Raw genomic sequence first — 25,649 nt, forward strand, 5'->3', positions numbered from 1 at the left:
CGTGAACACAGCTCATCCGGTACATCAGCTAACAAAACTCAGGCTTGCCCAAGTCCCGACAACCGCCGCACTTGCTGTCAGCACTGTTCCCCAAGGTATATCGATCCAGATAAGCTTTTCTGGCCAATCTTTTAAAGTCGCCAAATTGGTCAAATCATATGTCATATAACAAAAGAAGCCATATAGCGCACCATATGTCAGTGCTGTCATAGGGCTTTCAGCCTCTATCCCAGGACGAATAGCAAATATGACCACCCCCAAGAGGTATAATGTATAGAAAACAAACGCCGCGCCCCATCTTATATTGCGGGTCATAAGTTTACCGAGCTGCCGCCCGTAAATCTTTTTTGCAATACCGGCGAGCCAGAGCATATCTACAGCTAAAAAGAAAATAAGGGCCGCGATGTAAGCAATAATATAAGTCGTCATAATAACCTCCACAGGACTTCTTACGCATCAATTACTCTAGGCGTTCGGATTTTTCGTGGAAAGCCACAAATCGTAGAGAAAGTGCTTGCCCGAAACCGCAACGCCCCTTAATTACCCGTGCATCCAAGCACTTGGGCTTTAGCGGGCGTGGTGAAATTGGTAGACACGCAAGACTTAAAATCTTGTTTCCGTATGGAAGTGCCGGTTCAAGTCCGGCCGCCCGCACCAACATCCTAATTTTGCTCCGCAAAAATTTTATGTCCTGTGGACATAAAATCGGGATGTTCCGAAGCGCTCAAGCGCGCCGGCTAAAACTGCATAAAGAAAACGATTAATGTAGTGTCATTGTCAATGCATGTAGCGCGCCTAACTTCGCCACCCCTAATCCTCCAAAACCCGTTTCGGATGCTTCCCCTTGACCATACCCATAAAGGGCGGATGTATCGAATAGCCAAGAAGACGCTGTATGTTTTCCGAAAAGCCCTTCACGCGCGCTTTCGGAATAGAGAGCGAGAAATTCTCCTGTGTTCGGCAAAAGGGCGCGCAATATTGCGCGGTTAGGCACATGCGAGAGGCCTCGCTCTCATTCGCGCCGCCGCCATGCCATAATGTGCCCAGGAAGAATAGCACCGAGCCTTTTGGCATAACGGCCTTGATAAGCTGCGCTTTATCCTCATCGCTAGGATATTTATCATCCCAGAGATGCGAGCCGGGAATCGCGACTGTGGCGCCATTATCCTCGGTAAAGTCATCCACCGCGATAATGGTCGCCGCGCCCAAAGCGCGGCGCGGTCTCGGCCACGGATAAAAGCCGTCATCATAATGCAGCGGCTGCGCAGCCTCGCCGGGATGGATATTGATGACCTGCAATTGCGAGAGCAGATAGTTGGGCTCAAAAATCTTATCGAGCAATCCAAGGATAAGCGGATGCTCGACCATCGGATTAGCCATATCCGTCTCGGCCATCATCGTATAAAGCCGCTGAGTCGTCAGCCCCTCAAAATTATTCCGCCCAGCCTTATGTTTAAAACGCGGCAAGACATCAGCCTTAAGCGTGTCCATAGCCTCATCTGAAAACAGCTTTTCGATTATGATGTAACCGTCGCGGTTAAGGCGCTCCATTGCATCAGCGATAATCGCAGGGTCGATAGCCTCTTGAGAGCCTGCCGTGGACTTGTATCGGCCAGCAAGGTCGGCGGTTGTGATGGTGGTAGATGTTATGGTAGACTGGTTCATAAAAGACGCAGAACTTTCAACTAGAAATTTTTACACGACCCAGTGGTGTTTTTTGTGCTAGAAAATATAATATTGCGCATTGAACTAGCAAACCAATAAAACCAATAATAAGCGTCAAAAGTACTGTTCCTCCGACACTCACAACGCCTGATGTGAAATCAATACTCATTCCGTTAATTTCAAACTTAGGTTCCCAATTGAAAGTGAATTTCTTGGGAGCAAAAATATATATCACCGATAAAATGGGAATTAATAAAATCGGTATTACAAAATCCAAAATAAGAGATACTTTGAAAATTCCCCAAATAGATAAATCTTTAAAATACATCACGGCACCCTATACAAACATCTGCTTCCGTCAAACAACGGCTATCAATATCGTTACACACTCATCATTCCATCAACCCCGCCACCAACGCCCGCAACCGTCCCTCAACTTCCTCCAGAACCACTTCATCCCGTCCGCGCGCGACAAAATTCACGCCGCGTAACTCTGCGTTGAAGAACGGATAGCTCCCGATACTCACGCCCTCATAGGCTTTTTCAATCTCGACCAGAGGCGCGGCGGCATCGCCCTCGCCTATGCCTTTGGCGGTGACGGTGCGCGAATAGACTTTGGCCCCGCCTTTGATGCGATGCTCTATGTCGGGGAGCATACCGCGCATAATAGAGGGCACGCCTGCTAGGGTGAAAACATTCTTGGTTTGAAAGCCCGGCGCTTGGCTGACGGGGTTTTTGATCAGGCTCGCCCCGTCCGGAATGCGCGCCATGCGGCGGCGAGCGGCGTTGAGCTCTGACAAATCATAACGCTCGCGTAACATCTCTATCGCGTCCCCACGCTCAGATATCCCGAGGCCAAACGCTGCCGCGATACAATCAGCCGTAATGTCATCATGGGTCGGGCCGATGCCGCCTGTGGTGAAAACATAATCAAAGCGATCAGAGAAAGCTCGAACGGTTTCGCTGATGACGTCATCATCATCAGCGACAATACGTGCCTCGCCGACTTGCACACCGAGCGGCTCAAGCCACCGCGCAATCGTGCTTAGATTGGTGTCTCGCGTTCGCCCCGATAGAAGTTCATCGCCGATAAGGATAACACCTGCTGTCACAGTTTTTTGGGTCATGATAATCCGATAGCGGTTTAGAGCATATATTCAAGGCTCAAAACCCAACGGCCTGACCCAAGCATGAATGAAAACTAAATGAACGGTATATGAAAAACGGTGTCAGAAAGCCTTCAGACTACCCGCGCCATATTCCACCTTATCAGCCAAGCGATATGACTCGCCGGCCAATTATGGAGGACGTTATGCGTTTCAATCATTTTGTTAAACTATCAGGGGCCTTACTACTCACGACGGGATTAGCCGGAGCAGCTAGCGCGCAAAGCTATAACCAATCTCATTCAGGTTACTCGGCGCATGAAGCGTGTAAATCTTCTGAGGATCGCAGGCAAATAATTGGCGGCGGCATTGGTGCCGTGGCAGGAGCCGTGATTGGGTCTCAAGTTTCAGGCAGTGGTGCCCGTACTGAAGGGTCTGTCATTGGCGGTGTTCTAGGTGGCCTTGCAGGCGCTGGCATTGCAGATAAATCCATCGATTGTGACCCTGTCTATACGGGTGGATATCCTACCTCCTCGTCGAGCACACATTCATCAACGTCCTACGGAACGACAAGTTCGGGCACATATCACCAGCCGACGTCTTATCAGACGACAACTTATGAGCCTCGCACGACAGTCTCTGATCATCCGGTTTATTCTGACCCGAGCTATGGCGCACAGACGGGTTATACAACCCAAACCGTTTCACAGCCGGTATATAGTCAGCCGACATATCAAACAGCGAGCTATAGTCAGCCAACATATACGAGCTCGACAACGCGTTATGTTAGTCCGGCCCCAACGACAACGCGCTACGTGAGCTCGGCTCCAACGACGACATATGTTCAGCCGACAACTTACGTTCAGCCCAGAACAACATATGTATCGCAGCCGACGACTTATGTCCGCTCGCGCCGCGCGGCTAGACGCCATGGTGCGCATCATCACGGCCGGTTTGCCTGTGACGCCCATCATTAAGCCACTTTTACAGTAGTAATTCCCTCATAGCCGCCTTATGTAGGCGGCTATGAATTATATTGATGCCAAAGACGCCGACGATATTCGTGACGGCGCGATAAAACTACACTCCCAAGCCGATTTTGAAGGTATGCGCAAAGCAGGCCGCCTGGCCGCTGAATGCCTTGATATGCTTATTCCAATGGCTAAGCCCGGAGTGAGCACAGAAGAACTCGACAAAGCCGCGTTTGAATTTGTTGTCGATAATGGTGCCGTGCCCGCATGTTTGGGCTATCGCGGCTATCAACACACGGTTTGCACTTCTATCAATCATGTTGTCTGTCATGGAATTCCCAGCCCTAAACCGCTTAAAAATGGTGATATCGTCAATATTGACGTCACCGTTATTGTCGATGGTTGGCACGGTGATACATCCCGCATGTATCCGATTGGCGAGATTAACCGCCGCGCGGAGCGGCTCATCAATATCACCTATGACAGCTTAATGCTTGGCCTTGCCGCGGTGAAGCCCGGCAACACGACAGGCGATATAGGACATGCGATTCAACAATTTGCAGAAGGCGAGCGCTGTTCAGTTGTGCAAGACTTTTGTGGTCATGGCCTCGGTAAGCTTTTTCATGACGTGCCGAATATTTTGCATTTTGGCCGCCCCGGTGAAGGCGAAGTCCTGCGCGAAGGTATGTTCTTTACGGTTGAACCTATGATCAACCTCGGCAAGCCTGATGTGAAAATTCTCTCAGATGGTTGGACGGCAGTGACTCGCGACAAAAAACTCACGGCGCAATTTGAGCACTCTATCGGCGTGACAAAGGATGGATGCGAAATTTTCACGACCTCACCTAAAGGTCTCCATAAGCCGCCTTACGTGTAAGAGCCAGTATGGCCGATGTAAAACGCAAACCGAAGCCGCATTATCACGGGCATCGCGATCGTCTACGCGAAAGGTTCGCCAAAGGCGGCCCTGACGCGTTGGCCGATTACGAGCTTCTTGAGCTTTATCTGTTTAATTCTGTTCGCCAAGGCGATGTTAAGCCGACTGCCAAAGCCCTCATCGCGAAATTTGGAAGCTTTGCCGAAGCTGTCTCCGCACCGATAGAGCGGCTCATCGAAGTCAAAGGCGTTGGCCCAAAAATGGCGCTGGACCTTCAAATTATAAAAGCTGCCGCGACTAAGCTCGGTCAAGAAAGCATTTTAGGCCGACCCGTGCTCTCATCATGGACTGCATTGCTCGATTATTGCCGCACTGCCATGCAGTTTGAAGGCATAGAGCAGTTTCGTGTGCTTTTTCTGGATCGCAAGAACCGTCTCATTGCCGATGAAGTCTTAGGGCGCGGCACGATAGACCGTGCGCCAGTCTATCCCCGCGAAATTATCAAGCGCGCCTTGGAGCTTGAAAGCACAGCCTTGATACTCGCCCACAACCACCCGAGCGGCGATCCAACGCCCAGTCAATCAGATATCGACATCACAAAAGAAATCGTGCAAGCCTGTAAAGCAATACGGGTGTCGGTTCACGATCACCTCATAATAGGGCGGGAAAACATCGCCTCATTTAAAACATTGGGACTAATGTAAATTAGCCGTTCAAGGGGAAAATATGACGGATCATGAGACCACATCAAAAGTTTCGACAAAATATCGAACTTTTGCGCTACTGCTTTTGACATTGGTCTATGGCTTTAATTTCATTGATCGCCAGATCGTTGGCATCTTGGCACCTTGGATTCAAGCCGATTTAGGCCTGACCAATACTCAGCTTGGTCTTTTAGTTGGCCTCGCCTTTGCTGCATTTTATACAATTATGGGCATTCCACTCGCCTTTCTTGCCGACCGCATGAACCGCGTAACATTATTGTCATTGGCTTTGGCGGTTTGGAGCGGTTTTACAGCGCTAACAGGGTTTGCCCAAAATTTCGTTCATATCGCGCTTGCACGCGTTGGCGTCGGGATTGGTGAAGCCGGCGGCAGCCCACCCTCGCATTCTATGATTTCTGATTTTTATGCCAAAGAAGAACGCGCAGGCGCTCTGGGAATTTATTCTCTTGGAATTCCTCTGGGTATTATGTCAGCCTATTTTCTAACGGCGGCGCTGCTAGGTGCTGATGCAGAAACTGTAAATTGGCGGCGCATATTTATAACACTTGGCGTTTTTGGTATTGCCTTGGCGATTATTGTGAAGGTCACCATACGCGAACCCGTGCGCGGCGCTATGGAAACGGGTGTTAAAGCACCTTCAGGCTACATTCCACTCGGTCAATCTTTTGCAGAAGCAAACCTTTTACCACGCTTTGCCTTATTTGGTGGATTGATGGCTATTCTGATAGCGTCTTGGGCAACAGGCGCAATGTCTGTGGTGTTTTTTATTCCATTTGCGATTTTTATCGTCACGATGTTCCTGCTCAGCTTGCAACCTGGTGTCATGACAATACTCTCCATTAAGTCCTGGTGGTGGATGGCTCTTGGAATCGCCTTTGCGAGTTTCGCGAGTTACGCTATTTCAGGGTTTCAAACTAAATTCCTGCGATTACTCGACCCAGAATTTAGTCCACGTACTTTTATTATCTGGATCGGCATCATTAACGGCACATTTTATGTCGCGGGGACTTATTTTGGAGCTAAACTTGTAGACTGGAAAGCCAAAACAGATATTCGCGCTTATGGCACAATCCCAGCTATAGCTGTTTTTCTAGCCCTTCCTCTCGCTATCGCAGCGTTTTGGGCCCCGACAATTGCTCTTCACCTTGCAATTGGCGCGGCGCTACAACTTTGCTTAGGTGTTTACTTGGGCCCAAGCTTTGCAATTGCCCAAACCCTAGCGCCTATTAAATTACGTGCCATGTCAACAGCTTTGTTCTTCTTCGTCCTGAACATGATTGCATTGGGCGGAGGCCCGACATTTGCCGGGGCCATGATTGACGTCTTCTTGGGACAAGGCAAAGTCGAGCTAGAGGCCACACGTTGGGCTATGTACGTAACATTCGGCGCCTATATTCTGGCCTTTATTTTCTATATGTTTGTCAGAATAAGCCTCCCCAAAGACTGGGCCGCCGCCGAAGCGCGAAATGAGAGCAGCTAGGCCTTGACCTTATCGCGCGGCTTTAGTCTAAGTCGCGCAAAGATAAAGGTGAGTCTGTTATGATTGAGCGCTATGCCCGCAAAGAAATGACCGAAATATGGTCGGCGGCCACAAAATACCGGATTTGGTTTGAGATCGAAGCTCATGGTTGTGACGCTTTGGCTGAGTTGGGCGTTATCCCTAAAGAGGCGGCCAAAAATATTTGGGAACGCGGCGGATTTGCTGAGTTTGATGTCGCCAAGATCGACGAAATTGAGCGCGAAGTTAAACATGACGTCATTGCCTTCCTAACCCACCTGGCCACCTTTATCGGCGAAGATGCGCGTTTTGTGCATCAGGGTTTTACCAGCTCTGACATTCTCGACACGACCCTGTCTGTACAGCTCGCCCGCGCGACTGATTTACTCTTAGTCGGAATGGACCGTGTACTCGCAGCATTGGAGAAGCGCGCAACAGAACATAAGCACACAATCACGATTGGCCGTAGCCACGCGATTCATGCTGAGCCAACAACATTTGGCGTTAAGCTCGCTCGTTTCCACGCAGAATTTGCCCGTGGACGCGAACGTCTCGTAGCCGCCCGGAAAGAGATAGCTTTCTGCGCTATTTCAGGCGCAATCGGAACTTTCGCAAATATCGACCCCGCCGTCGAGGAGCATGTCGCCAAAGAAATGGGCCTTGCGATTGAGCCTGTCTCCTCGCAAATCATTCCGCGTGACCGTCATGCCGCCTATTTCGCGGCATTAGGCGTTGTCGCCTCTTCTATAGAGAACATAGCCGTAGAAATCCGTCATCTACAACGTACCGAAGTCCTCGAGGCCGAAGAGTTTTTCTCAAAAGGCCAAAAAGGTAGTTCCGCTATGCCGCATAAGCGTAATCCTGTGCTGACGGAAAACCTCACCGGTCTTGCCCGTCTTGTACGCATGGCCGTTATGCCAGCCATGGAAAATGTCGCCCTCTGGCATGAGCGTGATATTTCACACAGTTCAGTAGAACGCGGCATCGGCCCAGATAGCACAGTGCATCTGGACTTTGCCCTGCACCGCTTGGCCGGCGTCATTGAAAATCTGGTCGTATATCCAGAGAAAATGAAAGCAAACATGGACCGTCTAGGCGGATTGCATAATAGCCAACGTTTCCTCCTTGCCCTCACCCAAGCCGGAGAACAGCGAGAGAGCGCGTACCGCTTGGTTCAGCGTAATGCGATGCAGGTCTGGGAATTATTCCGCACCAAGGGTGACGCCGGCGAAGGCGCGTTTTTAGAGCTATTGCTAAAAGATAAAGACGTAATGGCCTTACTTTCCGAAGATCAAGTAAGAGATATGTTTGACGATGAATATCATTTGAAACATGTGGATAAAATATTTAGCCGAGTGTTTGGGTAGATAAAGCGACGATACACGCGGGAACACTTATTGCACTTTGGTCAATAAGGCGTGCAATCTTTATAATACTAAGTTTAATTCTTACTGCTCCGTAACCCTACGGTTAGGAACATGGTTTACATTTACTTAATTTGGCCGCTCACCCGTGCGTAGTATTCATGACAGCTTAACTGCATTTAGAAAATCACAGTTTTTATGAATTTATATTTCACAATAATTTCAATACCTTAGCTTTATAATTAACGATTTCAGCAAGCAATGTAAATAGTCCCCTAACGTCATGTTTGCCGTTAATTTACCAATTCAAACTAGAACTCGCTTCATAACAAAACAGGATGTGGACCACCACACCACCTTAAATTTGAACTTCTAGAGAATAGGACATACCCATGAAGAAACTTACTGCCCTTATTTCAGGTCTTGCCATTACAGCAGCCTTTGGATCATCAGCATTTGCAACAGATGTATACGTTGTGAACTTTCGCAACGCTCAAGACGTGAAAAGCCAACAGCTTGACAGTCAACTCGCATCAGCCCTCGCCATCTCAGGTGTAAACGCTGAAGAAGTCGTCATTGACACATCAACAGCTGCAAAGTGGGAAAAAGGGGCTCACGAAGCTTTTGATCGCGATATCGTCCCCGTCTTTAACCAATGGGTTGGCCTTCCAGGCTTCGCTGCTGTTGTCGATGCTAAATCAAAGCGTGTTATCGGATGTGTAAATAGCACATTTGACGCTAATGAAATGGCACGTGAGCTCCGCCAAATGGCTTCAAAAGCCCAAGGTACGGCTTATATGTCTAATGCATCTGTAAATGCTAAGACAACACGCTGCCCTGCAGCGCACAATGTTGACCCAGGCCTCTAAGATCAGGTAAGATTATCTCAAAAAGCCCGGACAAAGTTCCGGGCTTTTTTATGCCTAACAGCAATTTCACAAAGACGTGTTACTCGCAGCTGTAATTTTTTGATGCGAAACTGAAGAAAATGAAAATAATAAGGCTAAATGGAGACTTTTAAGATGAAAACACTTCTTAAGACAGCGATTGCCGCAACGGCCATGACTTTAGGATTAGGTTCTACGGCGAATAGTATGAGCCCGACCCCTGATGTCTATGTTGTGATGTTCCGCGCAGATTGGTGCGCACCTTGTAAGGTCGTTGAACCTGCCTTAGGTCAAGCGCTTCAGAGCCTGAATGACCCTGACATAGAATATGTCAATATTGATATCTCGCGCGGTAATGGAGAGCTAAACGCCCACACAGTTTTCGACCGCGGCCTTGTTAAACAATATAATAGCTGGATGGGTGTCACCGGCTTTGCTGCCATTATAGACGGCGATACAAAGCGCACTTTGGGCTGCGTAAATATGACTTATGATACGCAAAGTATGGCCATGCATATCAAGAATTTAAAGACTTATGCGGTGGCTAATGCTGAGAGTTTTGACATCACCTGCCCCGAGCCAAACACACCGATTTAGCCTTGGTGTAATCCAGATTTCTATCCGAAACGGGCTAGCCGTTTCGGCGCTTCACTGAAATCGATTATCAATCGATTTCGGATGTTACGCGCCATAAACCTCTTCTCGGGCAACTTTTAAGCACTCCGCCATTTTGTCACGAATAGCCTGATCAGACAGTTCGGTATTTGCGGCGTTAAGGTCAGCTTTCAATTTCCGAAACACATCATCGTCTCCAGCCTCTTCCATATCAGCCATGATAATTTCTAGAGCGTATTTTTCAGGATCTTTTCCGATAAATTCTGCGGCCCACAGACCTAAGGCCTTATTGCGCTTAGCTTCGGCCTTAAATTCTTTTGCTGCATCCATGACAAATTTCGTTTCAGCAACATCTTTACGTTCGTCAAATCCTGACATTTTAAATCCTTTTAGAGTCTGTTTTCTGTCCAATATGTATGAAGTCATTGACCTTAAAACAAGACAGAAATCCCCAATTTTCCTGCCCAAGTAACATTGCCGCATTGACGCTTTTAGGTTAAGCCACGGCTTTAAGTGCCGCGCGAGTCGCGGAGAGTGAGAGGGCCATTATGAGCCGCCGCAAACAAATCTACGAAGGCAAAGCCAAAATCCTCTATGAAGGACCTGAGCCCGGCACACTTGTCCAATATTTCAAAGACGATGCCACGGCTTTCAATGCCCAAAAGAAAGCCACGCTGGACGGCAAAGGTGTTTTAAATAACAGAATATCTGAATTTGTCATGATACGCCTCGGTGAAATTGGTATTCCAACGCACTTCATTAAGCGTCTTAATATGCGTGAGCAGTTGATTAAAAAGGTTGAGATTATACCGCTTGAAGTGATTTGCAGAAATGTCGCCGCAGGAACTATGTCGAAACGCTTGGGTATTGAAGAGGGTGAAAAACTGCCGCGTTCTATCGTGGAGTTTTGCCTCAAGCGCGACGATTTGGGAGACCCCCTGATTGCCGAGGAACATATACATGCCTTTGGTTGGGCTACGCACGCCGAGCTCGATGAAATGATCGCGATGACATTGCGTATCAACGATTACCTACAAGGTATGTTTTCTGGCATTGGTATCAATCTAATTGATTTTAAGATTGAATTTGGCCGCCTCTCAACAGAGACTGGAGACCATCAAGTCGTTTTGGCTGATGAGATCAGCCCCGATAGTTGCCGTCTCTGGGACCGCGAGACCAATAAAAAGCTTGATAAAGACCGTTTCCGAAGAGACCTCGGAGATGTGACAGAAGCCTATACCGAAGTTGCCACACGCCTTGGCATTCTTCAATCCAATCCGCCGCAAGGCAAACCCACCCTTTCAGTTGTATCAAACGACGAATAGAGAGACGTTCCATGAAAGCCATTATACATGTCGGCCTTAAACCCGGCGTTCTTGACCCCCAAGGCCGAGCAATTTCACGCTCTCTGAATGATCTCGGCTTTGATGAAGTGTCTGCAGCTCGACAAGGAAAAGTTATTGAGCTTGACCTTACAGGAGATGATAGCGCAGCTGCAAAGACTCGGGTCACAGAGATGTGCGAGAAACTTCTCGCCAACACCGTGATCGAGAGCTACCGCGTCGAAATTGAGGACTAGGCGATGAAAACAGCCGTCATCACCTTCCCGGCCTCAAATTGCAATCGCGACGCCGCAATTGCACTTGAAAAAGTCACAGGCGTTAAGCCGGAAATGGTTTGGCACCGCGAAAGTGAAATACCGGCGGACGTTAGTTTTGTTGTCCTTCCTGGAGGGTTTTCTTATGGTGACTACCTGCGCTGCGGGGCGATGGCGTCCCGCTCTCCAATCGTAAAAGATCTTGTTGAAAAGGCGAATAAAGGTTTGGCCGTTGCAGGGTTTTGCAATGGTTTCCAAGTTCTGACAGAAGCCGGGCTTTTACCAGGCGCCCTGATACGCAATAAAGGGCTTAAGTTTGTTTGCCGTCCCGAGAAACTTAAGATCACAAATAGCAATAGCCGCTACACAACAAACTATGGCATGACGACTGACGTTATTTTTCCTGTCGCTCACCATGACGGCAATTACTATGCCGATGACGAGACCCTTAATAAGCTCGAAAAACAAGGGCAAGTCGTCTTTCGCTACGCCGAGAATCCTAATGGTTCTGCCCGCGATATAGCCGGCATTTGCAATGAGGCGGGAAATGTTTTTGGTATGATGCCACACCCTGAACGCGCCATTGACCCGCTCCATGGCGGGACTGACGGGCTTGGCCTTTTTAAATCTATCATTGAGTCTATCTGATGAATATTAAGACGAAAATTACGGCTGAGATCGTCAAAGAGCATGGCCTCTCCGAGGAGGAATATGAGATTATTCTCGACCGTCTAGGCCGAGAGCCCAATATCAATGAACTTGGTATTTTCTCAGTTATGTGGTCGGAGCATTGCTCTTACAAATCCTCGCGCCGTCACCTTGGGAAGTTTTTAACCAAAGGCGACCGCGTTATTCAGGGGCCGGGCGAAAATGCGGGCGTTATTGATATTGATGATGGCGACGCGATTATTTTCAAAATGGAATCTCATAACCACCCCTCATTCATTGAGCCTTATCAAGGTGCTGCGACCGGAATTGGCGGTATCATGCGAGATGTTTTTACGATGGGCGCTCGTCCCATAGCTCTGATGAATGCCTTGCGCTTTGGCGAACCAAGCCACTGGAAAACCAAGCAGTTGGTCAACGGCGTGGTAGCCGGAATTGGAGGTTATGGTAATTGTGTGGGCGTTCCAACAGTTGGCGGCGAGACAAATTTTCATAAGGGCTATAATGGCAATATTCTCGTCAATGCGATGTGTGTGGGCCTCGCTGATGCAGACAATGTCTTTTATTCCGCCGCTAAAGGCGTTGGTAATCCGATATTTTATGTGGGCTCTAAAACAGGACGCGACGGAATACACGGCGCGACTATGGCTTCGGCAGAGTTTGATGATGACAGCGAAGAGAAACGTCCGACTGTTCAGGTCGGTGACCCTTTCACAGAAAAACTGCTTATAGAAGCTTGTCTTGAGCTTATGGCAACTGACGCTATTATCGCGATACAGGATATGGGTGCTGCAGGACTAACCTCATCCTCTATTGAGATGGCAGATAAAGGCGGCGTGGGCATCTCGCTCAACCTCGACAAAGTGCCACAACGCGAAGACGGCATGACCGCCTATGAGATGATGTTATCTGAGTCTCAAGAGCGTATGTTGATGGTGATACAGCCGGGAAAAGAAAAGCTCGCTTACGATATTTTTGAAAAATGGGAACTTGATGTCGCCCTTATTGGAAAGACGACAGATACAGGCCGTTTAGTTCTGCGCCATAACCGTAAGAAGGTCTGTGACATCCCGATAGCGCCCTTGGCTGATGATGCCCCAAACCTTGATCGGCCTTATGAAATTCCGGCGTCCCTACCCATTATTGACGCTTCTGAAGTACACGAGACACAAGACTATGACGATGCGCTTGTCCGCATTATGGGCTCCCCTGATATCGCGTCTAAGCGTTGGATATGGGAACAATATGATCGCCATGTTATGGCCGATACGGTCGATAGCAGCCAAAGCGGCGGAGACGCGGCCATTGTTCGCATTCACGGTAAGAATAAAGCTGTCGCGATCACAACCGACTGCACACCCCGCTATGTTCAAGCTGACCCATATATGGGCGGTAAGCAATGCGTGGCTGAAACCTGGCGCAACCTTACTTGTGTAGGCGCTGATCCTATCGCGATTACGGATTGCCTGAATTTCGGTAATCCTGAGCGGCCTGAAATTATGGGTCAATTCGTCGGGGCTATTGAGGGTATGAACGAAGCGTGCCGCGCCTTTGATTATCCGGTCGTTTCGGGTAATGTTTCACTTTACAATGAAACTAACGGAGCCGCGATCCCCCCCACCCCCGCTGTTGGCGGCGTTGGTCTTATCCCAGACCTTGACTATTTCGTGACATTAACGGGCGCGAAAGACGGCGACACCCTCATAATGATCGGCGACACTCAAGGCTGGTTGGGATCTTCTATATATCTAAGAGAAATACTCCGCCGCGAGGAAGGTGCACCTCCTCCCGTTGATTTAGAAGCCGAGAAGCGTAACGGCGACTATGTGCGTAAACTCATTCGCAATAAACGCGTCAATGCTGTTCATGATTGTTCAGATGGCGGCCTTGCCGTCGCGGCATGCGAAATGGCCTTTGCCGGAAATATAGGCCTGCACTTATCACGCGCTATAGAATGTCCTACACATGCCTGGCTTTTCGGTGAAGACCAAGCCAGATATCTGGTCGCCGTGGAAGAGAATAGCGTAAACCCTGTAATTTCAACAGCAAAAGCCAAAGGTGTTTCAGCCCAAATCGTAGGTAAAATCGGCGGCGACCGTATAAAAGCTGATGATGGCTTTGATGTATCATTGGCCGGATTACGAAAAAAACATGAAGCCTTCCTGCCCGAGTTAATGTCTTAATGGCTATGCGAGGTGAAGATATCGCGGCCATGATCGTTGAGGCCATGCCCGACGCTCAAGTCGAAATGATTGACCTGGCGGGCGACAATAACCACTGGAAGGCCGTCATCATAAGTAAAGCCTTTGAAGGCGTGCCCCGCGTGAGACAACACCAAATGGTCTATGCTGCTCTAAAAGGGAAAATGGACGGCGCAGACGGTGAATTACATGCCCTCGCCCTTGAAACACGTGCGCCTTGAAATCGATAAAGCTCTACCCATTTATAGTCTGAAAGACGCAAAGGATTACTCATGTCAGCTCAAGACCAGATAAAAAAAACCGTTAGTGAAAACGATGTCGTACTTTACATGAAAGGTACACCCGTATTTCCGCAATGTGGCTTTTCCTCGACTGTGGTCCAAATTCTGGATTATGTAGGCGCGGAATATGCGTCAGTGAACGTTCTTGAAGATCCTGAAATTCGCCAAGGCATCAAAGATTACAATAATTGGCCTACGATTCCGCAGGTTTTCGTCAAAGGCGAATTTATCGGCGGCTGCGATATTGTAAAAGAGATGTTTGAAACAGGCGAACTTCGTACAATGCTATCAGATAAAGGTATTACAACCAAAGCTTAAACCTTAAGATATCTTCCCTAAGCGATTAAGGCTCTTTAAACTCATTTTTGCTACTGTCCTTAGAGGTTGCGGGGGCGCTACCTATATGTTGGGACGCAGCTATGCCGCTATTTGGAATAGACATAATACGACGCCGCAAAAAAATCGGTGGCTTTCACGCAGAATATATTGATAAGGGCGCTTTAAAGAAAAGAAAGTCATTAGGGTTAGCTAGAACTTTTGGTTCCGCCACAACTCTGATTATAGGCGGAGCGATGTGTTATATCGCTCTGCATTATATTCCAGCTTATCTGGGCCTTAACAAAATTCTCTCATTTTCTGAACTTGATACATCCTCCTCGGTAGCACCTGAAAGCAGTCAATGGGCCGCTTTATCATCTTATGCGGATGCCTTTCGATTGAAGCGAACCTACCTCAGGCCAGGTCAAACAATACAAGCCCAATACGCAATACCTAAAGGGGCTTCGCTAGAGCTAATCATTCAGAGATGCCAAGCAGCTTTTGTTTTAGAAATATTTAATTGCAATGTCATGACTGAAGAGAAAGTTCGCATCACATCAGATCAGCGCGGAACGCAACGGTTTCGATTTCCTGAAGCGGGCTTTTATCGTTTTCAAGACACTATAACCCACGCTCCTAATAACATCAAAAACTATAGAGTTGTCTGGAGCCGCGTTTAATCTGCTATAGTTCAACAATAAAAAACCCTGCCTCGGACCTGTATGATCGACAAAGCAGGGTTCAATTCTAACTTTATTCTATCGTTTAACGAGAATAGAATTCCACAACTAGATTGGGTTCCATTACGACAGGATAAGGAACTTCATCAAAACTCGGGATACGTGTCAATGTCGCCTTCATAGCTTTCGGATCAACGCTGACATAATCAGGCAGCTCACGCTCCGCGCTTTCAAGGGCTTCTAGGACCAGAGCCATTGTACGAGACTTCTCGCGCACCTCAATTACATCACCTTCGCGACAACGGTAAGATGGAATGTTGACCTTTTTACCGTTCACAAGAACGTGGCCGTGATTCACAAATTGACGTGCCGCAAAAACAGTCGGAACAAATTTAGCGCGGTACACAATGGCATCCAAACGGCGCTCAAGAAGACCGATAAGGTTCTCGGAGGCGTCGCCTTTTTGACGGGTCGCTTCATCATATGTGCGGCGAAACTGTTTCTCTGTGATGTTACCGTAATAGCCTTTTAGCTTTTGCTTAGCGCGAAGCTGCGTACCAAAGTCAGACATTTTACCGCGGCGGGCATTGGCGCCATGCTGGCCAGGAGCGTAGGCGCGTTTATTGACTGGAGACTTCGGACGCCCCCAAATATTTTCACCCATACGGCGATCAATTTTATATTTTGTAGAATGACGCTTAGACATGCGTGTATCCTCATCTTCATAGCGTGGCCCGGCTTTCCGGCACATCCGGCAGCGATTACAACGGCGGCGCCACACCAACCCGTGATTAGAAGCGTCGTTTAAAACAACAGCCGCTCAAGTCAAGCGTAATTTATACTAGATTTTGCTAGTTAAAATCGCAGCTTTATGACAATCGGAATAGATGAACTCTATCCCGCCACATACCACATCTGAGGATGCCAAGCTTGGTCTTATGGCCGGCATTATGGCCTACACATTTTGGGGGGCTTTCCCCATATACTTCAAAATTACAGAAGTTGTTTCACCCCTTGAAATATTAGCTCATCGCATCGTGTGGTCCCTTCCCTTTGCCCTCATTATCATAGTTATCAGGCGGCAATGGCCCGAATTGAAACGAGCGCTGAGACTCCCAAAGCTTGTCGGGTTATTGGCGCTTGCCGCCATTGCATTATCCGTAAATTGGGGCGTATATATTTGGGCCGTTCAAAATGAGCAAATATTCCAAGGTAGCCTCGGCTATTTCATAAACCCTCTTATGTATGTCTTGGTTGGTGTTTTGTTTTTTGGTGAAAAACTCACAAAATTACAATTCGTGTCCGTCATATTGGCTCTGATCGGGGTTTCCATATTGACCCTATATGGAGGTGTTTTTCCTTATATTTCACTTATCTTGGCAACCAGTTTCGCAACTTATGGCGTTATTAGGAAGCAAGCCGTTGTTGGAGCTATACCGGGGTTAGTTATTGAAACGGGTCTTTTATTTATTCCTGCTGCGGCATTCCTGTTTTGGTTACATATTCAGGGCACGCTTTCCTTTGGGACTTCTCCGAGTATAACGGGGCTTTTGTTATTGGCAGGCCCGGTTACGGTACTGCCGCTTTGGGCTTTTGCAATCGCGGCTAGAAAGCTAAAACTATCCACCCTTGGTATGCTCCAATATATTGGCCCAACAGGACAGTTCATATGTGCACTTTATTATGGGGAAGCATTCACAACCGCACATGCCTGGTGCTTTGGGTTTATTTGGGTAGGAATCCTGATATACAGCTTTGATGCTTACAGAGGGCGGCCTAAGCATATCAACTAGACCAAGCGATATAGCCTAAAGTTTTCAAGACTGTCATGAGACCAGAGATGAAGAGGCTTAAACTCAACTGCAACAAAATACTTATGGCAATCGCGCCTTGAGCACATAGTAGGATCAATTCCGTAAGGCCTTGAAGGTTATACCAACAACTCTGTATTAAACAATTCTGCGGGTGTCATAGACCCGATTAAGGTACGTTCATCGATAGAGAATGAAAACCGTACCATTTGGTATTTAAGCCTCCAAAATCGCACGTCTTAGGCTCGCTCTGAATTCTACAAGCTCAGAGCAAAAAAAAATGGCCGCATAAAGCGGCCATTCTTATTCTTAATGTGAGTTGGCTTATCCGCCGATACGAGCTTGGACGCGTACTGAATATGCACCTCCAGCAACAGAACCTGCTGCACCAACTGACCAATTATCAGAAGTGCTGCTGCGGAACTGAACACCACCGCCGAAGCCAGTTTCTGATCCGCCAAAGCCATCATCATAAAGTGAGACGCCGCCAGCAACAGTCCATGTTTCGTCAGCGTTCAGGTATAGGTCCGGAACAGATGCAACAGCTGCGAGACCGGAACGAAGCTCAGAAATTCTTGAGCTGTTATTACCAATATTCGCTGCGTTGACACCAATGAGTGCTGAGTTATCAGCAATCTTACCAGCATTTACACCAATAGAAGCGTTGTTAGAGATAACGGCCGCGCTCAAGTTGCTAATGTTGTTCGTAACATTGCTGATATTGTTTGAGTTCTGCGCGATAGCATTTCTATTCGTCGTGATATCAGTCGTATTTGTATCAATATCCATTCTATTCGTCGCAATAGCTGCAGTATTTGCACCTGTAGACGCGTTGATGTTAGCGATTGTAGAACCACCGTCCGTTGCAAGATTGCCAGACGCATCAGATGTCACCAATTCGATTGGACCAGACTGACGTGAAAGCGACAGAGCAGATGTGATACCGGGAGCCGTAATAGACTCTGCAGTTGTTCCTAAGACAATTTGGTTATCCATTGTCGTTTGAGCTTGATAACCAATAGCTGTTGAACCGTTATTGGTTGCAGCGCTTTGTTGGCCGACAGCGGTTGAATTCATGCCAGAGGCATTTGCGCTGTTACCAACCGCAGTGGAATTCATTCCAGATGCACCTGCGGCGCTGCCAAGAGCAGTGCCGTTATCAGCAGTCGAGAAAGAACCAAACCCGAGAGCAGTAGAACCATCATTTGTGGCTTGCGATAAGCGGCCAACAGAGGTTGAAAAATCGCCTGTAGCATTTGCTAGATTACCAACCGCAACTGACTGACTACCTGAAGCTGTTGACAACCAACCCAGTGCGGTTGCGCCAAGACCTGAGGCATTACTCAGAGCACCAAAAGCAGCTGAATGGAAGCCTGTGGATGCAGACTGGAAACCAACGGCTGTTGCATCATCGTCTGATGCATTTGCGCTGTTACCGACTGCGGTCGCGTTTACGGCTGAAGCGCCTGCTGAGCTACCTATTGCAGATGTGTTGGCAGCTGTTGCAAATGATCCGAAGCCAATTGCTGATGCGCCATTAGCAGACGCATTTGCACTATTACCTACGGCTGTAGAGTTAACCCCAGACGCTCCAGCACTAGCACCAAGTGCTGTTGCATTTGCAGCCGTTGCGAAAGACCCCCAACCATAAGCAGAGGCACCATTTGCGGAAGCCGTTGCAAGCTTACCTGTAGCTGTTGTCGCAACATCAGTGGCAGCCGCACCTTGTCCAAGTGCCGTGGCACCTGCACCTGAAGCATTTGCACTGTTACCAAATGCAGTCGCCATCATACCCGCTGCACCTGCTGAGCTACCAACGGCAGTGGATAGAGCGCCTGTCGAAAATGCCCCCCAACCAACAGCCGTCGCGCCATCTGCTGTGGCACGCGAAGAGGTTCCTAGAGCAGTACCAAAAGTTCCAGTTACGAGAGAACGTGCGCCAACTGCTGTACCTTCGGTAGCACCAGCTGTTACATTTGCGCCAAAGCCCATAGCTGTTGAAAGATCGGAATTTGCTTGAGCGTTGTACCCGCTAGCGAGAGAAGCATTACCCATTGCACGGGCTGTACCTGTCGCTGTTGAGAATGAACCCGCAGCACGTGAACGAAGGCCGAAAGCTGACGCTTGGTTTCCATCGGCAAGAGCCAATGAACCGAAAGCTTGAGCTTGTGCACCTGTTGCATTAGCGCCAAAGCCGATTGCAGATGCACGAAGTGTTTCCGCATTTGAGTTAGCGCCATAGGCAGATGACGCATTACCAGTTGCCATTGCATTTGCACCTGTAGCCGTTGAGAATGTACCATTTGCAGTCGCGCCAGAACCAACAGCAACAGCATTTACAGCGCCTGCTGCGGATGTAGAGCCGATGGCGACTGTGTTCGCAGCACCGGTTGTGATGTTGTCACCTATAGCGACTGAGTTCGCACCATTAACAATTGTAACCGTCCCCATTGCGATTGAATCTGTAGCATTTACTCCAGTTTCCGCTCCGAAACCAATAGCTTGGCTTTGTAACCCTGCTGCAGTTGATTGGAAACCAATTGAATTAGCCGCAAAACCACTGGCGGTCGCAAACGTTCCCACGGAAACAGCTGCCGTGTTAGCAAATGTAGCTCCACCTACAGCCACACCGACGTTGTTAGCAGTTGAAAAAACACCCAATGCAGTTGCCCCATTCCCTGCAGCGTTCGCCCCATTACCAAAAGAGGACGCAAAGTCTTCGGCAATAGCATCATTACCTACGGCTGTACCAAATAGCTGCCGAGCGTCTGCATTGTTCCCGCATTGCAGCGCAGTCGCACCTCCGGTCGGTGCATTGGCATTACAAAATGCAGCCCCAGGAGCTGCAGGGTTTGGAACTGCTGTTGGATCTACAGCAGGCGCATCAATTGTAATATCATCAATCATACTCACTTGAGCTGATGCAACAGATCCTAAACCAACCGCAAGCATTGCAGCAAGTGATACGGTCACATATTTGTTATTCAGTTTCGACATTGAAAACCCTCCATTGTGTATCATGTCTGACGATTTCTCGCCGTTTTCATTAATTCTGAAGACTATAATCTATGTGATGACATCATGCGCGCCCACATATTCCTACAGCAACTCCCTAAATCTTCATTAACACACGTAAACAATGAGTAAACCCGAAAAAAGATTAAAAATGACAAGTGTGACTTTATCGCAACGTTAAGTGTAATAAAGCTGTCATAATTGAAAATTTACGAAGCGCTTCCCAAAGCAACGCGGTTTGCAAAAAACCAGCCTAATATAAAGGCAGCAAACATGATCATTGTCTGCCCTGCTAAGAGGTAAGCCCCATCAAGCATCATATTTTGATCCGCCGCTTGGGGCTGGTTCTTCAGCGCTTTTCTTCGCGCTGACGCATAAATAAGTGTCGAAAGTAGAGCTAGCAATATAATAAGTATGGGATGCACGTCCGTGTAGCCCCCTGCTATCGCCACCAAAATCAGGGCATATCCAAAATATCTCATCTTTGTCCTCTATTAGTCTGGCCCCTGCCCCGTCCTCTGGACAAAGCCTTTATAATACCCCGCATAGTTTGTACTTCCTGGGCCGTTAACCTTGCGCGGGTGTAGGGCGCGCGAATGTTTTGCGACATCAAAGACCGTTTTTCAGGGGGGTAGAAGAAGCCCGCATCATCAAGTTCATCTTCCAAGTGCTCGAACATACGCACCAAATCCTCACGATTAGCAATGCCACTAATATCTTTTTGAAACAGATCAGGGGGGGCACCTCCGTCTTCTGCACTGGCCCAAATATACGCAAATATATTCACAGCCTGTGCCAAATTCAGAGACTGAAAGGCGGGATTAACCGGATAGGTTAATATCGCATCCGCCAAGACCACATCAGCATTGGTCAGCCCCGCTTTTTCCGGCCCAAATAATATGCCTGTCGCTGTGCCTTCACGTGAATAAGTTTTAAGCGTGGACCCTACATCGCCTGTGCCTATGACAGGTATCTCCAATTCGCGGCGGCGAGCCGTAGCAGCCAAGACAAATTTCAAGTCAGCGACCGCCTCACCCACACTCTCATAAACTTTTGCATTTTCCAGCACATCTATCGCGCCGGCCGCCATAGGCTCTGCTGCCGCATTGGGCCATCCATCACGCGGGGCCACAAGACGCAAATCTGTCAAACCAAAGTTAAGCATACAGCGGCACGCCGCCCCAATATTTTCGCCAAGCTGTGGCCTCACGAGCACAACGGCGGGGGTTACCAAGGCTTTATCGCCTTCAACCACGCGGCCCAACTGGTCTCTAATGGTTTTTCCCATCTTCTCTCTTTAAATATAGACCCGCCAGTGGTAAGCGGCGCATGAAATTAAATTTCCCCGCTTACAGAGGACATTATGGCTAAAATCAAGGTAAATAATCCCGTCGTAGATATGAATGGCGACGAGATGACCCGCATCATGTGGGATATGATTAAAGAACGTCTCATCCACCCCTATCTCGATATCGACCTTCTTGATTATGACCTATCGATCCAAAGCCGCGATGCCACAGATGACCAAATCACAATCGACGCCGCCAATGCGATTAAAAAGCACAATGTTGGCATTAAATGCGCCACCATCACGCCGGATGAGCAGCGCGTCGAAGAATTTGGCCTGAAAAAAATGTGGCGTTCCCCCAACGGGACCATACGCAATATTTTGGGCGGCGTTGTCTTCCGCGAACCGATTATTTGTTCCAACGTCCCTCGTCTCGTCCCGGGCTGGACACAACCCATTGTTATCGGGCGCCATGCCTTTGGTGACCAATATAAAGCCACAGACTTTCTTGTGCCCGGCAAAGGCAAACTGACTATGACCTGGGAAGGTGAGAATGGCGATAAAATCGAGAAAGAAGTCTTTGACTTTCCCGAATCCGGTGTAGCGATGGGTATGTATAACCTCGACGCCTCTATCCGGGACTTCGCGAGGGCCTGTTTTAACTACGGCATTCAGCGTAAATGGCCTGTTTATCTGTCGACTAAAAACACAATCCTCAAGAAATATGACGGACGCTTCAAAGATATTTTTCAAGAAATTTATGATGCTGAATTTTCCGGTCAGTTTGCAGAATTTGGCGGCGAATATCAGCACCGCTTAATTGACGATATGGTGGCCGCGGCAATGAAGTGGTCCGGCGGATATATCTGGGCCTGTAAAAATTATGACGGCGATGTGCAGTCTGACACAGTCGCGCAAGGTTTTGGCTCGCTGGGACTTATGACGTCATTCTTGCTTACGCCGGACGGAAAAACCATGGAGGCGGAAGCCGCACACGGGACTGTCACTCGTCATTATCGTAACCACCAAAAAGGCGAAGCGACCTCTACAAACTCCACAGCCTCTATCTTTGCTTGGACACGCGGCCTCGCGCACCGTGGTAAAATAGATGATAATGAAGAACTCGTGAAATTCGCAACGGGCCTTGAGCGCACTGTCATTGAAACGATTGAAGGTGGCCAAATGACGAAGGATTTGTCATTGCTAGTTGGCCCGCAACAAGGTTGGTTGACAACAACAGGCTATCTAGAAGCGATTGCGGAGAATTTTGAACGTAAAATGACGTAACGTTCGCGTGACCGCTGGGCGGTCTGCGGCTATGTCGAATTTGCATTACAAATTCGGCTTAGCCGTTCGCGCGAACGCATCTCTCGTCTAAGAACCCTATGCATAACATCCGCCTCAATCAAGTCACGCTCGCGTCCAAGGACATGTCGGCAAGCATTTTATTTTACGAAAAACTTGGCCTTACGCGTATAGTCGACAGCTCCCCGCGATATGTGCGGTTTGAGTTTCCAGATGATGGTCACGGTACTCAAGCCACACTCTCTCTTCATGCTGCTCAAACAGATTTCAAACCCTCTGTTGATGTGCCCCTCATCTATTTCGAAGTCGATGATGTGGAGGCATTTTTGGCCGATAAGAGTCTCACGCCACTCACAACACCCGAAATGAAATCATATCTCTGGTTTGAAGCGGATATAGAAGACCCGAGTGGAAACCGAATTCGTCTCTTTGCAGGAGGCAAAAATCGACGCTTCCCGCCTTGGCGTATCAAGACGGAAATATGACGAAAAATTTACCCAATAATCCCGTTCAGCGTCGCTGAAGGGCGCATTATCCTCGCAACCTTATCTGCATCCGCATGATAGTACCCACCCATATCCGCGGGCTTCCCTTCATCGGCCATGAGCTCGGCGAGAATTGTCTCTTCGTGCTTGACTAACTCCGCCGCAATCTTAGCGAAATGCGCTTTCAGCTCCGCATCCTCATACTGTAGTGAAATAGCTTCAGCCCAGTAACGGGCGAACCAGTAATGCGAGGTGCGGTTATCATTATCGCCGACCTTACGGCCCGGAGACTGACCTTCGACGAGCAGGATTTGCGTGGCCTTCTCAACCGCCTCGCCCAGTACAGCTGCTTTTGGGCGGCCCTTTGTGGCGAGGAAATTGAAACTCTCGCCCAAGGCGCAAAACTCGCCAAGGCTGTCCCAACGCAGATGGTTCTCTTCTTGTAGCTGCTGCACATGTTTTGGCGCAGATCCGCCTGCCCCTGTTTCAAACAATCCGCCGCCATTCATAAGCTTAACGATGGAGAGCATTTTCGCAGACGTTCCAAGTTCTAAAATCGGGAACAAATCAGTCAGGTAATCACGCAAAACATTGCCCGTGATAGTAACCACATCGTGCCCCTTCGTCATTTCTTGAAGTGTATAACGCGTGGCCTCGCGCGGAGCCAATATTGGAATATTTTTTCCAGCATCTTGAAGCGCGGGGATCACATATTTAATCAGTTCTGCATCATGGGCACGGTTTTCATCGAGCCAGAATGCCGCCAAACCTGTCGCGTCAAAACGCTCTATGCCCAATTTAATCCAATCCAAAATAGGGGCTTTTTTAGCCGTACAAGAGCGCCAAATATCTCCCGCTTCAACCTTATGGCTGATAATCGTCTCGCCATTCTCCAATACGATAGACATCGTCCCGTCAGCGCTTGCTGTAAAGGTCGTCGGGTGGGAACCATATTCCTCGGCCTTCTGCGCCATAAGTCCGACATTGGAAACTGCGCCGCATGTGGTCACATCGAGCTTGCCGTTCTGCTTAAAGAACTCAACCGTCTCGTCATAAACGGGCGCGTAGCTCTTATCCGGGATGCAGCATTTCGTATTAGCCGGCTCCCCGTCAGGGCCCCAACCAATGCCGCCGGCTTTAATGACAGCCGGCATAGACGCATCAATAATGACGTCGGACGAGACATGGAGATTGGTTATACCTTTGTCGGAATTGACCATATAGAGCGGCGGTTTGGCGGCGAGTGCTGCTTTGAGGTCCGCCTCCATTTCGGCATTACCCACTATCAGTTTCTCAAGCGTACCGATGCCGGAGTTAGGATTAAAGTCAAGCGAGTCGCCATGTTTGCTCAAGAAGTCTTCCAAATAAACGGAAACGAAATGCCCAAAGATAATCGGGTCAGAGACTTTCATCATCGTGGCTTTAAGATGAACCGAAAACAAGACGCCATCTTCTACGGACTCGACTTCTTTCTTAATATAAGCGCGCAAGGATTTGGCGGACATAAATGTTCCGTCAACAATCGTACCCTCCTCATATGACAAACCGTCTTTCAGGACGGTCTCTTTACCGCCTTTATCGGTGAAGACAATTTTCGCCCCGCCCGCTTGCGCGTCTGTGATGGTCACGGATTTTTCATTGGCGAAAAAATCATTACCAGGCATTGAGGCAACGGTGGTTTTATTATCCGCTGTCCACTCCCCCATACGGTGAGGGTTGAGCTTGGCATAAGCTTTAACGGCTTTGGCAGATCGGCGATCAGAATTACCTTCGCGCAAAACCGGGTTCACGGCCGATCCTTTAATGCCGTCATATTTAGCGCGAACAGCTTTTTCAGCTTCGCTCTCAGGGTCTTTCGGATAATCCGGAATGGGGTAACCTTGGGACTGCAACTCTTTGATCGCATCCTGCAATTGCGGCACAGAGGCGGAGATATTGGGAAGCTTAATGACATTTGCGTCAGGGGTTTTTACAAGCTTTCCTAATTCAGCGAGGTCGTCAGACACGCGCTGATCATCGGTTAATAGCTTTGGAAATAATGACAAAATACGTCCCGCCAATGAGATATCGCGAGTCTCGACATTTATATCCGCTGCATTTGCAAAAGACGTAATAATGGGAAGCAAAGAATTGCGAGCCAATTCAGGCGCCTCATCCACAATAGTATAAATGATATCAGGTATTTGTTGTGTCATATTTTTCAATCTCAAAAGCTATTCTGGGCTTTATCTATATAAGACATTGGCGATTTCAACTCATAATCAAAATTCAGATGAGAATTCCAATTCGCGAGG

The 25,649-nt window shown here is 48.4% G+C and carries 27 protein-coding genes and 1 tRNA gene; 18 read left to right on the plus strand and 10 right to left on the minus strand.

Annotation, left to right across the window (positions count from 1 at the left end; genetic code table 11):
• Positions 1-24: 24 nt before the first annotated feature.
• Positions 25-429: a DUF2177 family protein gene (locus F569_RS0102170; protein WP_026940846.1), complete on the minus strand. Its 405-nt coding sequence runs from the start codon at positions 427-429 to the stop codon at positions 25-27.
• 141 nt (positions 430-570) lie between these two features.
• Between F569_RS0102170 and F569_RS0102175 the strand changes: the two genes are divergently transcribed.
• Positions 571-657: transfer RNA gene (locus F569_RS0102175), tRNA-Leu, on the plus strand.
• 153 nt (positions 658-810) lie between these two features.
• Here F569_RS0102175 and F569_RS0102180 read toward each other — a convergent pair.
• The 3 genes from F569_RS0102180 to F569_RS0102190 form a co-directional block, all read right to left on the minus strand.
• Positions 811-1,665, minus strand: coding sequence for a phytanoyl-CoA dioxygenase family protein (locus F569_RS0102180; RefSeq protein ID WP_051279129.1), 855 nt, complete (start codon positions 1,663-1,665; stop codon positions 811-813).
• A gap of 16 nt (positions 1,666-1,681) precedes the next feature.
• Complete coding sequence (locus F569_RS0102185) at positions 1,682-1,993, minus strand: hypothetical protein (RefSeq protein ID WP_026940848.1); 312 nt, start codon at positions 1,991-1,993, stop codon at positions 1,682-1,684.
• A 64-nt stretch (positions 1,994-2,057) separates the two neighbouring features.
• Positions 2,058-2,792 (minus strand): competence/damage-inducible protein A, encoded by a 735-nt coding sequence (locus tag F569_RS0102190; protein WP_026940849.1) that lies wholly within the window; start codon positions 2,790-2,792, stop codon positions 2,058-2,060.
• A gap of 89 nt (positions 2,793-2,881) precedes the next feature.
• Between F569_RS0102190 and F569_RS18645 the strand changes: the two genes are divergently transcribed.
• The 7 genes from F569_RS18645 (at position 2,882) to F569_RS0102225 (ending at position 9,690) form a co-directional block, all read left to right on the plus strand.
• The gene (locus tag F569_RS18645) at positions 2,882-3,748 is read left to right on the plus strand and encodes a glycine zipper 2TM domain-containing protein (protein ID WP_026940850.1); all 867 of its coding nucleotides are present in this window, start codon (positions 2,882-2,884) and stop codon (positions 3,746-3,748) included.
• A gap of 49 nt (positions 3,749-3,797) precedes the next feature.
• Complete coding sequence (gene map / locus F569_RS0102200; RefSeq protein ID WP_026940851.1) at positions 3,798-4,619, plus strand: type I methionyl aminopeptidase; 822 nt, start codon at positions 3,798-3,800, stop codon at positions 4,617-4,619.
• Between the two features lie 8 nt (positions 4,620-4,627).
• A complete protein-coding gene (gene radC / locus F569_RS0102205) occupies positions 4,628-5,323 on the plus strand; it encodes a RadC family protein (protein WP_026940852.1) in 696 nt (231 codons plus the stop codon).
• 22 nt (positions 5,324-5,345) lie between these two features.
• Positions 5,346-6,824, plus strand: coding sequence for a spinster family MFS transporter (locus F569_RS0102210; RefSeq protein WP_026940853.1), 1,479 nt, complete (start codon positions 5,346-5,348; stop codon positions 6,822-6,824).
• A gap of 59 nt (positions 6,825-6,883) precedes the next feature.
• A complete protein-coding gene (purB, locus tag F569_RS0102215) occupies positions 6,884-8,209 on the plus strand; it encodes an adenylosuccinate lyase (protein ID WP_026940854.1) in 1,326 nt (441 codons plus the stop codon).
• 389 nt (positions 8,210-8,598) lie between these two features.
• Positions 8,599-9,075 (plus strand): hypothetical protein, encoded by a 477-nt coding sequence (locus F569_RS0102220; protein WP_026940855.1) that lies wholly within the window; start codon positions 8,599-8,601, stop codon positions 9,073-9,075.
• 153 nt (positions 9,076-9,228) lie between these two features.
• Complete coding sequence (locus tag F569_RS0102225; RefSeq protein WP_162143725.1) at positions 9,229-9,690, plus strand: thioredoxin family protein; 462 nt, start codon at positions 9,229-9,231, stop codon at positions 9,688-9,690.
• An 84-nt stretch (positions 9,691-9,774) separates the two neighbouring features.
• On the opposite strand, the gene F569_RS0102230 is transcribed toward F569_RS0102225, so the two are convergent.
• A complete protein-coding gene (locus F569_RS0102230) occupies positions 9,775-10,086 on the minus strand; it encodes a DUF1476 domain-containing protein (protein WP_026940857.1) in 312 nt (103 codons plus the stop codon).
• A 170-nt stretch (positions 10,087-10,256) separates the two neighbouring features.
• Here F569_RS0102230 and purC point away from each other — a divergent pair, with 170 nt between their 5' ends.
• The 7 genes from purC (at position 10,257) to F569_RS0102265 (ending at position 15,451) form a co-directional block, all read left to right on the plus strand.
• Complete coding sequence (purC, locus tag F569_RS16080; protein ID WP_034387093.1) at positions 10,257-11,033, plus strand: phosphoribosylaminoimidazolesuccinocarboxamide synthase; 777 nt, start codon at positions 10,257-10,259, stop codon at positions 11,031-11,033.
• An 11-nt stretch (positions 11,034-11,044) separates the two neighbouring features.
• Positions 11,045-11,287: a phosphoribosylformylglycinamidine synthase subunit PurS gene (gene purS / locus F569_RS0102240; RefSeq protein WP_026940858.1), complete on the plus strand. Its 243-nt coding sequence runs from the start codon at positions 11,045-11,047 to the stop codon at positions 11,285-11,287.
• Between the two features lie 3 nt (positions 11,288-11,290).
• A complete protein-coding gene (gene purQ / locus F569_RS0102245) occupies positions 11,291-11,953 on the plus strand; it encodes a phosphoribosylformylglycinamidine synthase subunit PurQ (RefSeq protein ID WP_026940859.1) in 663 nt (220 codons plus the stop codon).
• A complete protein-coding gene (gene purL / locus F569_RS0102250) occupies positions 11,953-14,154 on the plus strand; it encodes a phosphoribosylformylglycinamidine synthase subunit PurL (protein ID WP_026940860.1) in 2,202 nt (733 codons plus the stop codon). Before purQ ends, purL begins: the two co-directional genes overlap by 1 nt.
• Complete coding sequence (locus tag F569_RS0102255; RefSeq protein WP_026940861.1) at positions 14,154-14,393, plus strand: BolA/IbaG family iron-sulfur metabolism protein; 240 nt, start codon at positions 14,154-14,156, stop codon at positions 14,391-14,393. Before purL ends, F569_RS0102255 begins: the two co-directional genes overlap by 1 nt.
• 51 nt (positions 14,394-14,444) lie before the next feature.
• The gene (gene grxD / locus F569_RS0102260; RefSeq protein WP_026940862.1) at positions 14,445-14,771 is read left to right on the plus strand and encodes a Grx4 family monothiol glutaredoxin; all 327 of its coding nucleotides are present in this window, start codon (positions 14,445-14,447) and stop codon (positions 14,769-14,771) included.
• Between the two features lie 101 nt (positions 14,772-14,872).
• Positions 14,873-15,451 (plus strand): hypothetical protein, encoded by a 579-nt coding sequence (locus F569_RS0102265; RefSeq protein ID WP_026940863.1) that lies wholly within the window; start codon positions 14,873-14,875, stop codon positions 15,449-15,451.
• Positions 15,452-15,536: 85 nt separating this feature from the next.
• Here F569_RS0102265 and rpsD read toward each other — a convergent pair whose 3' ends face one another.
• The gene (rpsD, locus tag F569_RS0102270) at positions 15,537-16,157 is read right to left on the minus strand and encodes a 30S ribosomal protein S4 (RefSeq protein WP_026940864.1); all 621 of its coding nucleotides are present in this window, start codon (positions 16,155-16,157) and stop codon (positions 15,537-15,539) included.
• 181 nt (positions 16,158-16,338) lie between these two features.
• On the opposite strand from rpsD, the gene rarD reads away from it, so the two are divergent.
• A complete protein-coding gene (gene rarD / locus F569_RS0102275) occupies positions 16,339-17,244 on the plus strand; it encodes an EamA family transporter RarD (RefSeq protein ID WP_034387095.1) in 906 nt (301 codons plus the stop codon).
• Positions 17,245-17,586: 342 nt separating this feature from the next.
• On the opposite strand, the gene F569_RS0102280 is transcribed toward rarD, so the two are convergent.
• The 3 genes from F569_RS0102280 to F569_RS0102290 form a co-directional block, all read right to left on the minus strand.
• Positions 17,587-20,259 carry a hypothetical protein gene (locus F569_RS0102280; RefSeq protein ID WP_026940866.1) on the minus strand — a complete coding sequence of 891 codons (2,673 nt, stop codon included), beginning with the start codon at positions 20,257-20,259 and terminating at the stop codon, positions 17,587-17,589.
• Between the two features lie 227 nt (positions 20,260-20,486).
• A complete protein-coding gene (locus F569_RS0102285) occupies positions 20,487-20,759 on the minus strand; it encodes a hypothetical protein (RefSeq protein ID WP_026940867.1) in 273 nt (90 codons plus the stop codon).
• Positions 20,756-21,565, minus strand: a complete 810-nt coding sequence (locus F569_RS0102290; RefSeq protein WP_084168721.1) for an RNA methyltransferase — start codon at positions 21,563-21,565, stop codon at positions 20,756-20,758. Before F569_RS0102290 ends, F569_RS0102285 begins: the two co-directional genes overlap by 4 nt.
• A 75-nt stretch (positions 21,566-21,640) precedes the next feature.
• Between F569_RS0102290 and F569_RS0102295 the strand changes: the two genes are divergently transcribed.
• Positions 21,641-22,852 carry an NADP-dependent isocitrate dehydrogenase gene (locus F569_RS0102295; protein WP_026940869.1) on the plus strand — a complete coding sequence of 404 codons (1,212 nt, stop codon included), beginning with the start codon at positions 21,641-21,643 and terminating at the stop codon, positions 22,850-22,852.
• Between the two features lie 98 nt (positions 22,853-22,950).
• Positions 22,951-23,355 (plus strand): VOC family protein, encoded by a 405-nt coding sequence (locus F569_RS0102300; RefSeq protein ID WP_084168722.1) that lies wholly within the window; start codon positions 22,951-22,953, stop codon positions 23,353-23,355.
• An 8-nt stretch (positions 23,356-23,363) separates the two neighbouring features.
• Here F569_RS0102300 and F569_RS0102305 read toward each other — a convergent pair whose 3' ends face one another.
• Positions 23,364-25,550: an NADP-dependent isocitrate dehydrogenase gene (locus F569_RS0102305; RefSeq protein ID WP_026940871.1), complete on the minus strand. Its 2,187-nt coding sequence runs from the start codon at positions 25,548-25,550 to the stop codon at positions 23,364-23,366.
• Positions 25,551-25,649 lie beyond the last annotated feature (99 nt).

The organism is Hellea balneolensis DSM 19091 (assembly GCF_000428525.1).
Lineage (GTDB): Bacteria > Pseudomonadota > Alphaproteobacteria > Caulobacterales > Maricaulaceae > Hellea > Hellea balneolensis.

Excerpts from the sequence above, each read along its gene's own strand:
- F569_RS0102170 (WP_026940846.1), bottom strand. The coding sequence starts at position 429 with ATGACGACTTATATTATTGCTTACATCGCGGCCCTTATTTTCTTTTTA.
- F569_RS0102180 (WP_051279129.1), bottom strand. The coding sequence starts at position 1,665 with ATGAACCAGTCTACCATAACATCTACCACCATCACAACCGCCGACCTT.
- F569_RS0102185 (WP_026940848.1), bottom strand. The coding sequence starts at position 1,993 with ATGTATTTTAAAGATTTATCTATTTGGGGAATTTTCAAAGTATCTCTT.
- F569_RS0102190 (WP_026940849.1), bottom strand. The coding sequence starts at position 2,792 with ATGACCCAAAAAACTGTGACAGCAGGTGTTATCCTTATCGGCGATGAA.
- F569_RS18645 (WP_026940850.1), top strand. The coding sequence starts at position 2,882 with ATGAAAAACGGTGTCAGAAAGCCTTCAGACTACCCGCGCCATATTCCA.
- map (WP_026940851.1), top strand. The coding sequence starts at position 3,798 with ATGAATTATATTGATGCCAAAGACGCCGACGATATTCGTGACGGCGCG.
- radC (WP_026940852.1), top strand. The coding sequence starts at position 4,628 with ATGGCCGATGTAAAACGCAAACCGAAGCCGCATTATCACGGGCATCGC.
- F569_RS0102210 (WP_026940853.1), top strand. The coding sequence starts at position 5,346 with ATGACGGATCATGAGACCACATCAAAAGTTTCGACAAAATATCGAACT.
- purB (WP_026940854.1), top strand. The coding sequence starts at position 6,884 with ATGATTGAGCGCTATGCCCGCAAAGAAATGACCGAAATATGGTCGGCG.
- F569_RS0102220 (WP_026940855.1), top strand. The coding sequence starts at position 8,599 with ATGAAGAAACTTACTGCCCTTATTTCAGGTCTTGCCATTACAGCAGCC.
- F569_RS0102225 (WP_162143725.1), top strand. The coding sequence starts at position 9,229 with ATGAAAACACTTCTTAAGACAGCGATTGCCGCAACGGCCATGACTTTA.
- F569_RS0102230 (WP_026940857.1), bottom strand. The coding sequence starts at position 10,086 with ATGTCAGGATTTGACGAACGTAAAGATGTTGCTGAAACGAAATTTGTC.
- purC (WP_034387093.1), top strand. The coding sequence starts at position 10,257 with ATGAGCCGCCGCAAACAAATCTACGAAGGCAAAGCCAAAATCCTCTAT.
- purS (WP_026940858.1), top strand. The coding sequence starts at position 11,045 with ATGAAAGCCATTATACATGTCGGCCTTAAACCCGGCGTTCTTGACCCC.
- purQ (WP_026940859.1), top strand. The coding sequence starts at position 11,291 with ATGAAAACAGCCGTCATCACCTTCCCGGCCTCAAATTGCAATCGCGAC.
- purL (WP_026940860.1), top strand. The coding sequence starts at position 11,953 with ATGAATATTAAGACGAAAATTACGGCTGAGATCGTCAAAGAGCATGGC.
- F569_RS0102255 (WP_026940861.1), top strand. The coding sequence starts at position 14,154 with ATGGCTATGCGAGGTGAAGATATCGCGGCCATGATCGTTGAGGCCATG.
- grxD (WP_026940862.1), top strand. The coding sequence starts at position 14,445 with ATGTCAGCTCAAGACCAGATAAAAAAAACCGTTAGTGAAAACGATGTC.
- F569_RS0102265 (WP_026940863.1), top strand. The coding sequence starts at position 14,873 with ATGCCGCTATTTGGAATAGACATAATACGACGCCGCAAAAAAATCGGT.
- rpsD (WP_026940864.1), bottom strand. The coding sequence starts at position 16,157 with ATGTCTAAGCGTCATTCTACAAAATATAAAATTGATCGCCGTATGGGT.
- rarD (WP_034387095.1), top strand. The coding sequence starts at position 16,339 with ATGAACTCTATCCCGCCACATACCACATCTGAGGATGCCAAGCTTGGT.
- F569_RS0102280 (WP_026940866.1), bottom strand. The coding sequence starts at position 20,259 with ATGTCGAAACTGAATAACAAATATGTGACCGTATCACTTGCTGCAATG.
- F569_RS0102285 (WP_026940867.1), bottom strand. The coding sequence starts at position 20,759 with ATGAGATATTTTGGATATGCCCTGATTTTGGTGGCGATAGCAGGGGGC.
- F569_RS0102290 (WP_084168721.1), bottom strand. The coding sequence starts at position 21,565 with ATGGGAAAAACCATTAGAGACCAGTTGGGCCGCGTGGTTGAAGGCGAT.
- F569_RS0102295 (WP_026940869.1), top strand. The coding sequence starts at position 21,641 with ATGGCTAAAATCAAGGTAAATAATCCCGTCGTAGATATGAATGGCGAC.
- F569_RS0102300 (WP_084168722.1), top strand. The coding sequence starts at position 22,951 with ATGCATAACATCCGCCTCAATCAAGTCACGCTCGCGTCCAAGGACATG.
- F569_RS0102305 (WP_026940871.1), bottom strand. The coding sequence starts at position 25,550 with ATGACACAACAAATACCTGATATCATTTATACTATTGTGGATGAGGCG.